The following is a 13,961-nucleotide window of genomic DNA, read 5'->3' on the forward strand; positions in this document are numbered from 1 at the left end:
CACCGGCACGGATGCCCGCCCCCACGCGGGACCTCGCACCGGCACGGATGCCCGTCCCCACGCGGGACACCGCCCCCACGCGGGACCTCGCCCCAGGACGGGCGTCCGCAGCCGCAGGGGAACGATCAGCGCCGGGACGCGCGCCGTGGGAATCAGGAGCCTCGTCGCCGTCCTCGCCCTGGCCGCCGCCGCGTCGGGCTGCGCCGGAGGGGGCGCCGGCCGCACGACCCGCCCCGCGGCCGGACAGCAGCCGGAGAAGGCGGCGCCCCCGGTGGTCGCGCCCGCCCGCGCTTTGTACGGCTACGCCGCCCGGCTCCGCGCCGCCCACCGGGCCCGGGTCGCCGCGGCGGGGCGCTGGGGCCTGCGAAAGGTCCCGCTGACGCCCCCGGCGCCGCCCGCGCACAAGCCGGAGATCACCACCCGCAAGGGCTTCGAGGTCGACGACCACGAGGAGCTCGGTCTGCCGCCGGTCTTCACCAGGGTCCCCACCGAGGACCGGGTCGTCTTCCTCACCATCGACGACGGCGCCGAGAAGGACCCGGCGTTCCTGCGCATGATGAGCGAGCTGAAGATCCCGTACACCGCCTTCCTCAGCGACTACCTGATCAAGGACGACTACGGGTACTTCAAGGAGATGCAGGACCGGGGGGCGGCCCTGAACAACCACACGCTCCACCACCCCTACCTGCCGGCCCTCTCCTACTCCCGCCAGAGACACGAGATCTGCGGGATGCAGGAGGTGATCCGGGAGCGCTACGGCACCCGCCCCGCCCTCTTCCGGCCGCCGTACGGCAACTACGACCAGGACACCCTGCGCGCCGCGAAGAGCTGCGGCGTGCGCTACGCCCCGCTCTGGGACGAGGAGGTCTTCGTCGACCACTGGGAGTACCGCGAGGGGGACCGGGACCTGCACCCCGGCGACATCGTCCTGAGCCACTTCCGCGGCCGCGGCGAGTGGAAGGGCACCATGCCGGACCTGGTCCGCCGCTTCCTGGACAAGGTCACCGCCAAGGGCTACGCGGTGGCCCGTCTGGAGGACTACCTGTGAGGGCGCGGCAGATGGGCGCGGGACCGGTGGCCGCCCTGCTCGTCGCGCTCACCGCGCTCGTCCTGACGGCCCTGAGCGGCTGCGCCCAGTCCGTCGACCCGATCGAACGACTGGGCAGGAAGGCCGCGGCCCGGGTCCACCCGGCCGGCCCGGCCGCCGGGCAGCCCGCCTACCGCCGCTGGGGTCTGACGGCCCCCCTGGCCCCTGCCCCGGCCCACCCGGCCCGCTCCCTGGCCGGCAGCCCCGGAACGGCCCTCCCGCCGGTCGTGGACCATGTCCCGACCGCCGACCGGGTCGTCTTCCTCACCTACGACGACGGCGCCGAGCGCGACCCCCGCTTCGTCGACATGGTCCGCGAACTGCGCCTGCCGGTCAGCATGTTCCTCACCGACAGCGTGATCGGCCCCGGTTACGGCCGGCTGGCCCGGCTGCAGTCGGTCGGGGCCAGCGTCCAGAACCACACCCTGGACCACCCGGCGTTGCGCGGCCTGCCCTACGCCGGCCAGCGCGCCGAGATCTGCGGCCAGCAGGACAAGCTGCGCGCCCGTTTCGGGCTGCGCCCCCGACTTCTCCGCCCGCCCTACGGCGCCTACGACGCCACCACCCGACGCGCCGCCGCCGACTGCGGCATCGCGGCCGTCGTCCTGTGGCGTGCCGCGATGGGCCCCACGTCCCTCGCCTACGCCCACGGCCCCCACCGCCTCCGCCCCGGCGACGTCATCGCCGTGGCCCCGGACGAGACGACGGCCCCGGACCTGAGGGACCGGACGACGCGACTCCTGCGCGAGATCCAGAACCAGAACCTGACGGTGGCCCGCCTGGAGGACTACGTCTGAGGGGCTCACGCCGGCCGGAAAACCGGCCGACGCGCCGCGGGCATTGGCACTCCGCTTGACCGAGTGCTAATCGCGGTCATAGTCTCAGGTCTGGCACTCCCCACTGGAGAGTGCCAACAACGCGACGGGCAGGTCCGGCACCCGCGACGACGGATCCACCTGGTCGCCACCTCAGACAGTTAACCCCGTGAGATCTCCGAAGGGGGAGGTCGGATCGTGACGACCACCAGCTCCAAGGTTGCCATCAAGCCGCTCGAGGACCGCATTGTGGTCCAGCCGCTCGACGCCGAGCAGACCACCGCCTCTGGCCTGGTCATCCCGGACACCGCGAAGGAGAAGCCCCAGGAGGGCGCCGTCCTCGCAGTGGGCCCGGGTCGCTTCGAGAACGGCGAGCGCCTGCCGCTCGACGTCAAGGTCGGCGACGTCGTCCTGTACAGCAAGTACGGCGGCACCGAGGTGAAGTACAACGGCGAGGAGTTCCTCGTCCTCTCGGCTCGCGACGTGCTCGCGATCATCGAGAAGTAATTCACCCAGTTTTGCAGTGAACTGCGCTCCTGGCCCCGCGTGTTTGTGAAGCCGGGTGCCGGGGGCGCAGTTCGTTTCTCCCACTTTTTCCGAGAGGGCTGAACCGCTCCCATGGCGAAGATCCTGAAGTTCGACGAGGACGCCCGTCGCGCCCTCGAGCGCGGCGTCAACAAGCTTGCCGACACGGTCAAGGTGACGATCGGCCCCAAGGGCCGCAACGTCGTCATCGACAAGAAGTTCGGCGCTCCCACCATCACCAACGACGGCGTCACGATCGCCCGTGAGGTCGAGCTCGAGGACCCGTACGAGAACCTCGGCGCGCAGCTGGTGAAGGAGGTGGCGACCAAGACCAACGACATCGCGGGCGACGGTACGACCACCGCCACCGTGCTCGCCCAGGCGCTGGTGCGCGAGGGCCTGAAGAACGTCGCCGCGGGCGCGTCCCCGGCCGCCCTGAAGAAGGGCATCGACGCCGCCGTGAAGGCCGTGTCCGAGGAGCTCCTCGCGACCGCCCGCCCGATCGACGACAAGGCCGACATCGCCGCCGTCGCCGCACTGTCCGCGCAGGACACGCAGGTCGGCGAGCTCATCGCCGAGGCGATGGACAAGGTCGGCAAGGACGGTGTCATCACCGTCGAGGAGTCCAACACCTTCGGTCTGGAGCTGGACTTCACCGAGGGCATGGCCTTCGACAAGGGCTACCTGTCTCCGTACTTCGTGACGGACCAGGAGCGCATGGAGGCCGTCCTCGAGGACCCCTACATCCTCATCAACCAGGGCAAGATCTCCTCGATCGCCGACCTGCTGCCGCTGCTGGAGAAGGTCATCCAGACCAACTCCTCCAAGCCGCTGCTGATCATCGCCGAGGACCTCGAGGGCGAGGCGCTCTCCACCCTCGTCGTCAACAAGATCCGCGGCACCTTCAACGCGGTCGCCGTCAAGGCCCCGGGCTTCGGTGACCGTCGCAAGGCGATGCTGCAGGACATGGCCGTCCTCACCGGCGCCACCGTCATCTCCGAAGAGGTCGGTCTCAAGCTCGACCAGGTCGGCGTCGACGTGCTGGGCTCCGCCCGCCGCGTCACCGTCACCAAGGACGACACCACCATCGTCGACGGCGGCGGCAGCTCCGAGGACGTCGTGGGCCGCATCGGCCAGATCAAGGCCGAGATCGAGAACACGGACTCCGACTGGGACCGCGAGAAGCTCCAGGAGCGCCTCGCGAAGCTGGCCGGCGGCGTGTGCGTGATCAAGGTCGGCGCCGCCACCGAGGTGGAGCTGAAGGAGAAGAAGCACCGTCTGGAGGACGCCATCTCCGCGACCCGCGCCGCGGTCGAGGAGGGCATCGTCTCCGGTGGCGGCTCCGCGCTGGTCCACGCCGTCAAGGTCCTCGAGGGCAACCTCGACAAGACCGGCGACGAGGCCACCGGTGTCGCGGTCGTCCGCAAGGCCGCCGTCGAGCCGCTGCGCTGGATCGCCGAGAACGCGGGCCTCGAGGGCTACGTCATCACCTCCAAGGTCGCCGAGCTCGACAAGGGCCAGGGCTTCAACGCCGCGACCGGCGAGTACGGCGACCTGGTCAAGGCCGGCGTCATCGACCCGGTCAAGGTCACCCGCTCCGCCCTGGAGAACGCCGCCTCCATCGCCTCCCTCCTCCTGACGACCGAGACTCTCGTCGTCGAGAAGAAGGAAGAGGAGGAGCCGGCCGCCGGCGGTCACGGCCACGGTCACTCCCACTGACCCAGGTCAGCCCCGCATCACCACCGAGGCCCGGCCTCCCGTTCACCGGGGGCGCCGGGCCTCGGCGCGTGCCCGGACCCGTTCGGTGCCGTGGAGCGATAACTTCGGCGAACTGTTCGCGCGCTCCCCACGAAGAGATCCGGCGTGAGGTGCATACGGCGTCGGAGGCCGTGGGGTGCATACGGCGTCGGAGGCCGTGGGGTGCATACGGCGTCGGAGGCCGTGGGGTGCAGACGGCGTCGGAGACGCGGTTCGCGAGGCCGGCACCCCGCACGTCTTACGCGGCGGCAAGCAGCCGGCCCGCACCCGTCACCGCCGGAGCACTCGGAACGCCTGGAGACAGACCCGCGCCCGGTCGGCGGGCGCCTTGGCGCGCACCCCGACCGGCCGTCGGCGCGCGCCCGTGTCCGGCGGGGCCTCGCGGATCCGCCGGACACGGTCGGGGGTGCGGTGTGCTCCTGGCTCTACCGGGCTCCCGCCTCCACCGGCGGGCGGGAGGAAGGCGGAGTGGGAGCGGTGCCGGGCTCGGACGGCCGGTTGTCCCGGAGCGAGGTCGGCGAGGCGAACTCGTAGCCGGACCAGACGTCACCGCCCCGCCAGGCGGAGCCGTCCCAGACGTATGCCGAGGCGATCGTCCCGTAGTAGCCCGTCCCACAGGACTGCCAACCGCCCCAGTCGTACACCTGCTCAGGACCCCAGGGGCCGGGGAACTCGCCGCCCGCCTGTCCTGTGGCGCCGTACTTCCAGGGGCTGGTGCGGCACACATCCCAGGCGGATCCGTTCCACCGGTAGACGGTTGCTCGCGCGGCGGCCCAGCCGTCGGGCCTGGCCAGACCGGTCGAGCAACTCCCTTGGTTCAGTGCGTAGGTGTCCGCGTAGGCGAGATTGCCGGAGAACGCGCCGGGTCGTCTGTGATCGATGCCCGCGGTGCCCTGGACGCACAGTCCGGCGTTGTTGTAGACGGTCACCCTGGTGGCCCAGGTCCAGGCGTGCGCCGGTTGGGCCCAGACCGCGGCCATCATCAACGCGACGAACGCGCACAGCGCGGCTTTCATGGTCAGGCGGAGCATTGCCATGGTGTCTCCGTTCCTCGATTCGCCCCCGGACAAGGGCCCGTGGGGCGTTCCCGGGCCCACCGGCCCGCGGAGGCCGTCGGTGCCGCGGTCGGATCGGTGTGATGCGCAGGGCGACACGATCGGGTACGGCGGCCGTGGTGGTGGTCGGAGTCGGCCGGAACAGCGCTGCCCGGCGGATGCGCTGCGGATGTGGGACAGGATGTGGGAGATGGCGGCCGGAGTGCTCACGGCCCCACGGGATGAGAGGTGTTGTCGGGACTGCGAACCAGATCGCCCCGAGAGGGTGAGTCCCGCGGTCGGCTCACCGCATTCCACGATAGGCGATGAGGGCACCCCTCGCTTGTCGGCGCCGTCCATCCCGTCGGCGGCTCCGGCCCGGCCGTCCCGCGCGCTGCATCTCACAGTGGCGACGGGACGCCGGAATCCGCGCGGGGGCAAGGGAGTTGAGGCGCCGTCGGCACAGGGCCTCGTCGCCGGCCGGCCGGAACAGCGTCGCCCGGACGTGGTCGTCCCAGCACAGCGCGGAACAGCGTCGCCCGGACGTGATCGTCCCAGCACAGCGCAGAGCAGCCGGTCGGGCTCCCGCGGAGCAGCCGGTCGGGCTCCCGCGGAGCGGCCGGTCGGGCGGACAAGCGGTCGGGGCAGGGCCGCGTCCGGCGCGGGGAATGCGCGTTCGGACGCGTTGAGCGAAGGCGACTCCCGTAGGGGCTTTCGCTCACGCGAACCACCGCGGTGTGTTCGATCGTCTGTGGAGTGCAGGTGAGACGGGCGTCCGTGCCCGCACAGCGCCCCTCAGCTCTCCAGCGCGTCCAGGGCTCCCAGTTGGGCCATGAGGCCGAGGCGGTCGTACTGCCACCAGCCCTCGGCGATCCTGCCGTCGTCGTCGAACCGGAAGACGGTCGTCCCGGTCATGGTGACCTCTCGGCCGGTGGGCGCGAGGCCCATGAACTCGCCGTGGTGCGTCCCGTCGAACGTCCAGCGGGTGCACACGCGGTCGTCCTCGGAGATCTGGTCCTCGACGGTGAACGTGACGGCGAAACCGCCGCGCCACATCTCGACCTCGCGCCGCATCGCGTCCATGCCGATCGTGTCCTGCACGTTGGACGGATCATGGTCGTGGTAGTCCTGCGCCAGCAGGCCGTCGAGCGGCGCCAGCGCACCCGGGGCGGCCACCGTCTCGAAGAAGCGCCGCGCCGTCGCCGCGCACAGCCGCTCGTCCCGCACGACGTCGAGATCGGTGAACGTGGGCATCTCGTCGCACAGCGCCACCAGTTCCTGGAAGACCTTGCCGGTCTCCGGGAGGTTCGAGTTGCGCATGGCCTCCTCGAACGAGGGGAACTCCACGATCTCGATGAAGTGCGAAGCGTCGGAGCGGTCCTTGCCGACCACCGCGTGCGTGGCGGTCCGCTTCCCCTTGGTCTGCTCGACCCATGTGTCCATCAGCCGGTCCATCTCGTCGAACCGGCTGGTCCTGCAGTCGATGAGCTGTACGAACGTCATGACGTCGCCTCCGGCCCCCCTGGATCCGGTGTTCGGACACGGCCATCTTCCCACCGGAGTGCCGACGCCACCCGCCCGCGGGCCCGCTGCCGGGGCCCGCCACCGGCTCCGCGACCGGGCTCCGCGACCGGGGACCGCTACTGGGGCCCGTACTTGCGTCCCGTCCTCGAGCTGACGCCGCCCAGCAGCGACCGCGGGGTCACCTTCACCAGCCCCATCAGCGCCTTGTACCGCGGATCGGGGATCGACACCGACTTCCCGCGCGCCAGGTCCTGCAGCGCCGCCGCGACCAGTTTGTCCGCGTCCAGCCACATCCAGCCGGGGATGTTGTCCGTGCCCATCCCGGCCCGCTCGTGGAACTCCGTGCGCACGAAACCCGGGCACAGGGCCATCAGCCGCACGCCCGTCCCGGCCAGGTCCTTCGCCGCACCTTGCGTGAACTGCACGACCCACGCCTTGGACGCCCCGTACGTCCCGCGCGGTACGAACGCCGCCACCGAGGCCACGTTGACGACGCCCCCGCGCCCGCGCTCCCGCATCGTGGCCGCCGCCGCGGACGTCAGCCGCAGCACCGCCTCGCAGTGCACCTTGAGCATGGTCAGCTCGTCCGCCATGGAGACGTCGAGGTAGCGGCCCTTGTTGCCGAAGCCGGCGTTGTTGACCAGCAGGTCGACGGGCTTCTTGCGGTCGCCGAGCCGGACGGCCACCGCCTCGATGCCCTCGTCCGTCGAGAGGTCGGCCGTGAGCACCTCCGCCTCGATGCCGTGCCGGTCGTGCAACTCGGTCGCCTGCTCGCGCAGGCGCTTGGTGTCCCGTGCGACGAGGACGAGATCATGCCCGTCCGCCGCCAGTCTGCGGGCGAACGCGGCGCCGATGCCCGCGGTCGAACCCGTGATGAGAGCCGTTGTCATGGCTGAAGGTTAGTGACCCGGAGCGGGTCCGTCCGTTCTCTGCACGCGGCCTCCCGAAGGTGAAGGCCGCGTGAGCGCCGCTGACCCCGACGGCATCACTCTCCGTGCCGCGCCAGATACTTCCGGGCCGCGGCCAGCGTCTCCGGATGCAGGGCCGCACCCGCCGCGAGCGTCCGGGGCAGCAGCTCCCGGTGGGTGGTGACGGCCTGGAACTGCATACGGGCCGTCACCTCGTGATCCGGCAGGTGGACGATCTCCACCGCGTCCCCCGCGCGGATCTCACCCGGCACGATCACCCGCAGGTAGGCGCCCGTGGCCGCCTTCTCCGTGAACCGCCGGACCCAGCGCCGCTCGCCCAGGTGCCCCTGGAAGGTGAGGCACGGTATCCGCCCCGCGCTCACCTCCAGCACCACCTCGGAGCCGATCCGCCAGCGTTCGCCGATCCGCGCGCCGGACACGTCGAGCCCCGTCGTGGTGAGGTTCTCGCCGAACGCGCCGGAGGCCAGCTTGCGCCCCAGTTCGCGCTCCCATGCGTCGAGGTCCTCACGGGCGAAGGCGTACACCGCCTGGTCGTCGCCGCCGTGATGGCGCAGGTCGCACACCGTGTCCCCGGCCAGGCCGCTCGCCCCGACGCCCTTCGGCCCGGGCGCGGACACCCGCACGGGCCCCTCGACCGGCTGTTTGTCGATGCCGGTCAGGCCCTGGGGCTGGTCGGTGTACGGCACGGCCGTCGGGCGGCCCAGATTGACGGACAGAAGCCTCATGGCGGCACGATAGGCGACCGGACCTCAAAGTGTCGACGCATTATTCGCACGGCGACCCAAGACTCCCTTATGCTCGGCGCATGATCGAGGCACGTCATCTCCGCGTCCTGCGCGCCGTCGCCGCCACCGGCTCCTTCTCGGCGGCCGGGCGGGAACTGGGCTGCACCCAGCCGGCCGTCAGCCAGCAGATGAAGGCCCTGGAGGCGTCCGTCGGCACCCCGCTGCTGGTCCGCAGCGGCCGCGAGATGCGGCTGACCCAGGCGGGCGAGGCCCTCGTCCGGCACGCGGCCGGGATCCTGTCGGGCCTCACCGCCGCGGAGGAGGAGGTCGCGGCCATCGCCGGTCTGCGCGCCGGCCGGGTCCGCCTGGTGTCCTTCCCCAGCGGCAGCTCCACCCTCGTCCCGACCGCCCTCGCCGCCCTGCGCGCCGCGCACCCCGGCACCCGCGTCTCCCTCGAGGAGGCGGAGCCGCCGCAGTCGGTGCGACTGCTGCGCGAGGGGGACTGCGACATCGCCCTCGCCTTCCGTTACGGACGCGCGACCCCCGGCGGCGCGACAACCGGCGATGCGCACCCGGGCGGCCCGGGTCCCGTTTCCCCGGGCGGCGCCGGCTCCGGGGACTCCGGCGACGAGGAATGGAACGACCTGGTCGTACGGCCGCTGCTGACAGACCGGCTGGTGGCCCTCGTCCCCGAGCGGCACCGCCTCGCGCGCGCCGGAGCCCCGGACGCCGTCGCCATCGGCGACCTCGCCGCCGAGCCGTGGATCGCCGGCTGCCCGCGCTGCCGCGGCCAGCTGGTCCAGGTGTGCGAGAGCGCGGGCTTCACACCCCGCATCGACTTCGCGACCGACGACTACCCGGCGGTGGTCGGCCTGGTCGCCGCCGGACTGGGCGTCGCCGTCCTGCCCCAGCTGGCGATCGACTCCGTGCGGCCCCGCGGCGTCCGGGCGCTGACGCTGGAGCCGGCGGTGCGGCGGGAGATCGTCGCGCTCACCCTGCCCGACCTCGCCCACGTTCCGGCGGTGACGGCCACCCTGGAGCAGCTGCGGCGGGCCGCGGCCCCCTCATGACATGACCGACGAAGGAAAACGGAGGGCACGCGCGTGTGCCCTCCGTTTTGAAGAAACGTTCCTTCATGTGTTCGAAGCGGTGTCTCTCGCGCCCGACGACGCCGAGACCAGGCGGTTGCGCGCCCGCCCCATGAGCTCTTCGCGCTCGTCCTCGGTCAACCCGCCCCACACGCCGTACGGCTCGCGTACCGCCAGCGCGTGCGCCGCGCACTGCGCGCGGACCGGGCACCTCATGCAGACCTCCTTGGCCGAGTTCTCTCGAGCGCTCCGAGCCGCCCCGCGCTCGCCCTCCGGATGGAAGAAGAGCGAGCTGTCCACTCCGCGGCAGGCAGCGAGAAGCTGCCAGTCCCACAGATCCGCGTTCGGTCCGGGAAGGCGGGAGAAATCTGCCATTGCGTGACCCCTTGTAGCCGTTCAGAGCGGATACCGTGCCCACGACCGTACAACTACGATCTAAGGAGATGAAAATATGACTCATTGCGAATCTAGCCTCAGACACCAGTAAAAGGGAAGAAATAGGGCTGAATGGGGCACCGCTTGTGATGAAAGCTTGAGGGTCCGTGTGGCTGACTCCTCTGTGTCCGCGCCCTCACGTAGAGTGCCGAAGAATGCACGCAGCCCCGTAACTCTTTCGAGTGACCATCGTTGAGTGTGCGGTGGCGGTTGGAGAAGACAAACGCTCGGGCAGGCGTCCGAGACGGTCGACCGCACAGGTGACGATTTCGTACCAGCCTGGAGGCACAAGGTGACGCGCATCAGCTGCGGAGGGCGGCCATGACATCCGTCCTCGTCTGCGACGACTCCCCGCTTGCCCGAGAGGCGCTCCGCCGCGCGGTCGCGACCGTGCCCGGCGTCGAGCGCGTGACGACGGCGGCCAACGGCGAGGAAGTCCTCCGCCGCTGGGGTGCCGACCGCTCGGACCTGATTCTGATGGACGTGCGCATGCCCGGACTGGGCGGCGTCGAGACCGTACGGCGACTGCTGTCCGCCGACCCCGGCGCCCGCATCATCATGCTGACCGTCGCGGAGGACCTCGACGGCGTGGCCCTCGCGGTCGCTGCCGGCGCCCGCGGCTACCTGCACAAGGACGCCTCGCGCGCGGAACTGCGGGCGACCGTGACCCAGGCCCTCGCCGACCCCACCTGGCGGCTCGCCCCGCGGCGGCTGCGGTCGGCCGAGATGGGCGCGGCGCCCACGCTCACCGCGCGTGAGATCCAGGTGCTCGAGGGCATGAGCCACGGTCGCTCCAACGCGGAGATCGGCCGTGAGCTGTTCCTCTCCGAGGACACCGTCAAGACGCACGCCCGGCGGCTGTTCAAGAAGCTCGGCGCCTCGGACCGGGCACACGCGGTGGCCCTCGGCTTCCGGTGGGGCCTGGTCCGCTAGGGCGTGTTTCGAAAGCAGCGTCGTCTGCCTGAAGGGCAGACGGGACTTTCGAAACACGCCCTGGGACAGGCCTCGACCGCAACCGCCCGGGCCCCCGTTCCCGGCCGGCCTCGCCGCTCCGGACCGGCTGTTCCGCGGCCGCGGACGGGTCGGCGGTTCCGGCCTCGGGTCGGCGGGGTCGCGGTTCCGCCCGGCGACTTCGCGGCCTTTGGGCCGATGGCGTCGCGCTCCGGCCGACGGCCTCACGGCTCGGCCACGACCGGAGGTTCCACGGTCCGGGGCGGCGGGATCGCGACTCCGGGCAGGGTTCGGTTCCGGGTTCGGGTTCGGGTTCGGTTCCAGCTTCGGGTTCGCTTCGGTAGGGAGCGATCCCGGGCCGGGCGGTGTGGGCCACGGCGGTCCGGCCACGACGGTCCGGCATGCATCCGCAGGGCCGTCCGGCAGGGCCGTCCGGCGGTCCGGAACGGTCGCGGGTGACATCGGTCATTCACTGAGGGGAGTGGGCTCATGAGCGAACCTCCCTGTTCAGGGGCGGTCCGGAGGTCGGGTGAGACCCCCTCCCGACGCGCTCCGGGCAGGTGCGGCGAGGGGGCCCGGCGGACGCCCGCTGCTCGTTTCGCCGCGGATGCCGCATCCTTGAGGTGTGGAGTTCCTCGGGGACGAGTCGGTCGAGCGGAAGGGGAGGGCGCAGGGGATGACATCCGGCGCACCTGCTCATAACGCTTCGGTGCACAACGACGGGCACGGTGCCGCGGCCGGTCCGGCCGCAGTGCACCATGGACCGATGCGCGATGACGAGGCGGTCACTGCCGTGGGGACGATCGGGGCACTCGTCCATCGCGCCGTGGACGGCGACGAGCAGGCCACGCACGACCTGCTGGCCCACGTCCACCCTCTGGCACTGCGCTACTGCCGCACCCGGCTGTCCCGGCTGCCCGGCGACGCGCGCCACTTCGTGGAGGACCTCGCCCAGGAGGTCTGCGTCGCAGTCCTCCTCGCCCTGCCCCGCTACCGGGACACCGGCCGGCCCTTCGAGGCCTTCGTCTTCGCCATCGCCGCGCACAAGGTCGCCGACCTGCAGCGGGCGGCGATGCGCCACCCGGGCTCGACGGCGGTCCCCTCGGACGAGATGCCCGAACGTCCCGACGACTCCCTCGGTCCCGAGGAGCGCGCCCTGCTCAGCAGCGACGCCGAATGGGCCAAGAAGCTCATGGCCAACCTGCCCGAGAACCAGCGCGAACTGCTTCTGCTGCGCATCGCGGTGGGTCTCACCGCAGAGGAGACCGGCCAGATGTTGGGAATGTCACCCGGGGCGGTCCGGGTGGCCCAGCACCGGGCGCTGAGCCGGCTGCGGGCGCTCGCCGAGCAGTAGGCCGGCCGGCAGGGCGTGGTGAAGCCGCCCCGGAGAGAGCGCTTTCGCCGCCGGTCCGGCTTCCGCTTGAACGGGCCGGTCGCGTTCTCCGTACGAACATACGAAGCCCGGAGTCTCGCTCTTCCGTGGAATTCGGGCGGTGCGCTTCCCGTTAGCATGGACATCCGCACCGATCAAGGCCATTTGGGGAAGGTGTCATGACTGCCAACGTCGACGGAGTGCCCGCCAAATTCGCGACCCTCGGGCTCACCTACGACGACGTGCTGCTGCTGCCGGGCGCATCTGAGGTGCTCCCCAACGCGGTCGACACCTCGTCCCGCATCTCTCGCAATGTCCGTGTCAACATCCCGCTGCTGTCGGCGGCGATGGACAAGGTGACCGAGTCGCGCATGGCGATCGCGATGGCCCGCCAGGGCGGCGTCGGCGTGCTGCACCGCAACCTCTCCATCGAGGACCAGGTCAACCAGGTCGACCTCGTGAAGCGTTCCGAGTCCGGCATGGTCACCGACCCGATCACGGTGAACCCGGACGCGACGCTCGCCGAGGCCGACGCGCTGTGCGCCAAGTTCCGCATCAGCGGTGTGCCGGTCACCGACGGCGGCGGCAAGCTGCTCGGCATCGTCACCAACCGAGACATGGCCTTCGAGTCGGACCGCTCCCGTCAGGTGCGCGAGGTCATGACCCCGATGCCGCTGGTCACCGGCAAGGTGGGCATCTCCGGCGTCGAGGCCATGGAGCTGCTGCGCAAGCACAAGATCGAGAAGCTTCCCCTGGTCGACGAGGCGGGCCTCCTCAAGGGCCTCATCACCGTCAAGGACTTCGTCAAGGCCGAGAAGTACCCCCGGGCCGCCAAGGACGCCGAGGGCCGGCTGCTCGTCGGCGCGGCCGTCGGCGCCAGCCCTGAGGCGCTGGAGCGCGCCCAGGCCCTCGCCGAGGCCGGCGTGGACTTCCTGGTCGTCGACACCTCCCACGGGCACAACAGCAACGCCCTCAGCTGGATGTCGAAGATCAAGTCGAGCGTCCGCGTGGACGTGATCGGCGGCAACGTCGCCACCCGTGACGGCGCCCAGGCCCTGATCGACGCGGGCGTGGACGGCATCAAGGTCGGTGTCGGACCCGGCTCGATCTGCACCACCCGTGTGGTCGCCGGCATCGGCGTCCCGCAGGTCACGGCCATCTACGAGGCGTCCCTCGCGGCCCGTCCGGCGGGCATCCCGCTGATCGGCGACGGCGGACTGCAGTACTCCGGCGACATCGGCAAGGCGCTGGCCGCCGGCGCCGACACGGTGATGCTGGGCAGCCTCCTCGCCGGCTGCGAGGAGTCGCCCGGCGAGCTGCAGTTCATCAACGGCAAGCAGTTCAAGTCGTACCGCGGCATGGGCTCGCTGGGCGCCATGCAGTCCCGCGGCCAGGCCAAGTCGTACTCCAAGGACCGCTACTTCCAGGCGGAGGTCGCGGCCGACGACAAGCTCGTGCCCGAGGGCATCGAGGGCCAGGTGCCCTACCGCGGCCCGCTCGGCAACGTGCTGCACCAGCTCGTGGGCGGTCTGCGTCAGACCATGGGCTACGTGGGCGCCGCCACCATCGAGGAGATGGAGACCAAGGGCCGCTTCGTCCGGATCACCTCCGCGGGCCTCAAGGAGAGTCACCCGCACGACATCCAGATGACGGTCGAGGCGCCGAACTACAGCAACAAGTAGGCGCTCGCGAGCGAGGAGCAGGCGCTCACGCGCGCG

13 protein-coding genes are annotated in these 13,961 nt (G+C 71.2%); 8 read left to right on the plus strand and 5 right to left on the minus strand.

Features of this window, described 5'->3' with window-relative positions; translation table 11 throughout:
* Nucleotides 1-151: 151 nt before the first annotated feature.
* The 4 genes from ACN6LD_RS05170 to groL all read left to right on the plus strand — a co-directional run bounded on the left by ACN6LD_RS05170 (nt 152) and on the right by groL (nt 4,146).
* Nucleotides 152-1,048, plus strand: a complete 897-nt coding sequence (locus ACN6LD_RS05170; protein WP_415925058.1) for a polysaccharide deacetylase family protein — start codon at nt 152-154, stop codon at nt 1,046-1,048.
* 11 nt (nt 1,049-1,059) lie between these two features.
* Nucleotides 1,060-1,884, plus strand: coding sequence for a polysaccharide deacetylase family protein (locus ACN6LD_RS05175; protein ID WP_445042629.1), 825 nt, complete (start codon nt 1,060-1,062; stop codon nt 1,882-1,884).
* A gap of 216 nt (nt 1,885-2,100) precedes the next feature.
* Nucleotides 2,101-2,409 carry a co-chaperone GroES gene (gene groES, locus ACN6LD_RS05180; protein WP_057584642.1) on the plus strand — a complete coding sequence of 103 codons (309 nt, stop codon included), beginning with the start codon at nt 2,101-2,103 and terminating at the stop codon, nt 2,407-2,409.
* A gap of 111 nt (nt 2,410-2,520) precedes the next feature.
* Complete coding sequence (gene groL, locus ACN6LD_RS05185) at nt 2,521-4,146, plus strand: chaperonin GroEL (RefSeq protein WP_319191503.1); 1,626 nt, start codon at nt 2,521-2,523, stop codon at nt 4,144-4,146.
* A 464-nt stretch (nt 4,147-4,610) separates the two neighbouring features.
* On the opposite strand, the gene ACN6LD_RS05190 is transcribed toward groL, so the two are convergent.
* The 4 genes from ACN6LD_RS05190 to ACN6LD_RS05205 form a co-directional block, all read right to left on the minus strand.
* A complete protein-coding gene (locus ACN6LD_RS05190; protein WP_319191501.1) occupies nt 4,611-5,222 on the minus strand; it encodes a hypothetical protein in 612 nt (203 codons plus the stop codon).
* Between the two features lie 792 nt (nt 5,223-6,014).
* Nucleotides 6,015-6,722 (minus strand): ester cyclase, encoded by a 708-nt coding sequence (locus ACN6LD_RS05195; protein ID WP_319191499.1) that lies wholly within the window; start codon nt 6,720-6,722, stop codon nt 6,015-6,017.
* A gap of 137 nt (nt 6,723-6,859) precedes the next feature.
* Nucleotides 6,860-7,633, minus strand: coding sequence for an SDR family NAD(P)-dependent oxidoreductase (locus ACN6LD_RS05200; RefSeq protein ID WP_057584638.1), 774 nt, complete (start codon nt 7,631-7,633; stop codon nt 6,860-6,862).
* A 95-nt stretch (nt 7,634-7,728) separates the two neighbouring features.
* Nucleotides 7,729-8,397, minus strand: coding sequence for an MOSC domain-containing protein (locus ACN6LD_RS05205; RefSeq protein ID WP_319191496.1), 669 nt, complete (start codon nt 8,395-8,397; stop codon nt 7,729-7,731).
* 80 nt (nt 8,398-8,477) lie between these two features.
* Between ACN6LD_RS05205 and ACN6LD_RS05210 the strand changes: the two genes are divergently transcribed.
* The gene (locus ACN6LD_RS05210; protein WP_445042605.1) at nt 8,478-9,467 is read left to right on the plus strand and encodes a LysR family transcriptional regulator; all 990 of its coding nucleotides are present in this window, start codon (nt 8,478-8,480) and stop codon (nt 9,465-9,467) included.
* Nucleotides 9,468-9,530: 63 nt separating this feature from the next.
* On the opposite strand, the gene ACN6LD_RS05215 is transcribed toward ACN6LD_RS05210, so the two are convergent.
* Nucleotides 9,531-9,860 (minus strand): WhiB family transcriptional regulator, encoded by a 330-nt coding sequence (locus ACN6LD_RS05215; RefSeq protein ID WP_057584636.1) that lies wholly within the window; start codon nt 9,858-9,860, stop codon nt 9,531-9,533.
* Nucleotides 9,861-10,241: 381 nt separating this feature from the next.
* Between ACN6LD_RS05215 and ACN6LD_RS05220 the strand changes: the two genes are divergently transcribed.
* From ACN6LD_RS05220 to guaB, 3 genes are all read left to right on the plus strand, one after another.
* Nucleotides 10,242-10,853, plus strand: a complete 612-nt coding sequence (locus ACN6LD_RS05220; protein ID WP_003948568.1) for a response regulator transcription factor — start codon at nt 10,242-10,244, stop codon at nt 10,851-10,853.
* 784 nt (nt 10,854-11,637) lie between these two features.
* Complete coding sequence (locus tag ACN6LD_RS05225) at nt 11,638-12,225, plus strand: sigma-70 family RNA polymerase sigma factor (protein WP_057584634.1); 588 nt, start codon at nt 11,638-11,640, stop codon at nt 12,223-12,225.
* Between the two features lie 197 nt (nt 12,226-12,422).
* Nucleotides 12,423-13,925 (plus strand): IMP dehydrogenase, encoded by a 1,503-nt coding sequence (guaB, locus tag ACN6LD_RS05230; protein WP_319191492.1) that lies wholly within the window; start codon nt 12,423-12,425, stop codon nt 13,923-13,925.
* Nucleotides 13,926-13,961 lie beyond the last annotated feature (36 nt).

Source organism: Streptomyces sp. SAS_272 (assembly GCF_052543235.1).

What these genes read in the sequence shown, in the direction of transcription:
- ACN6LD_RS05175 (WP_445042629.1), top strand. Translation starts at nt 1,060, where the DNA reads ATGGGCGCGGGACCGGTGGCCGCCCTGCTCGTCGCGCTCACCGCGCTC.
- groL (WP_319191503.1), top strand. Translation starts at nt 2,521, where the DNA reads ATGGCGAAGATCCTGAAGTTCGACGAGGACGCCCGTCGCGCCCTCGAG.
- ACN6LD_RS05190 (WP_319191501.1), bottom strand. Translation starts at nt 5,222, where the DNA reads ATGGCAATGCTCCGCCTGACCATGAAAGCCGCGCTGTGCGCGTTCGTC.
- ACN6LD_RS05195 (WP_319191499.1), bottom strand. Translation starts at nt 6,722, where the DNA reads ATGACGTTCGTACAGCTCATCGACTGCAGGACCAGCCGGTTCGACGAG.
- ACN6LD_RS05200 (WP_057584638.1), bottom strand. Translation starts at nt 7,633, where the DNA reads ATGACAACGGCTCTCATCACGGGTTCGACCGCGGGCATCGGCGCCGCG.
- ACN6LD_RS05205 (WP_319191496.1), bottom strand. Translation starts at nt 8,397, where the DNA reads ATGAGGCTTCTGTCCGTCAATCTGGGCCGCCCGACGGCCGTGCCGTAC.
- ACN6LD_RS05210 (WP_445042605.1), top strand. Translation starts at nt 8,478, where the DNA reads ATGATCGAGGCACGTCATCTCCGCGTCCTGCGCGCCGTCGCCGCCACC.
- ACN6LD_RS05215 (WP_057584636.1), bottom strand. Translation starts at nt 9,860, where the DNA reads ATGGCAGATTTCTCCCGCCTTCCCGGACCGAACGCGGATCTGTGGGAC.
- ACN6LD_RS05220 (WP_003948568.1), top strand. Translation starts at nt 10,242, where the DNA reads ATGACATCCGTCCTCGTCTGCGACGACTCCCCGCTTGCCCGAGAGGCG.
- ACN6LD_RS05225 (WP_057584634.1), top strand. Translation starts at nt 11,638, where the DNA reads ATGCGCGATGACGAGGCGGTCACTGCCGTGGGGACGATCGGGGCACTC.
- guaB (WP_319191492.1), top strand. Translation starts at nt 12,423, where the DNA reads ATGACTGCCAACGTCGACGGAGTGCCCGCCAAATTCGCGACCCTCGGG.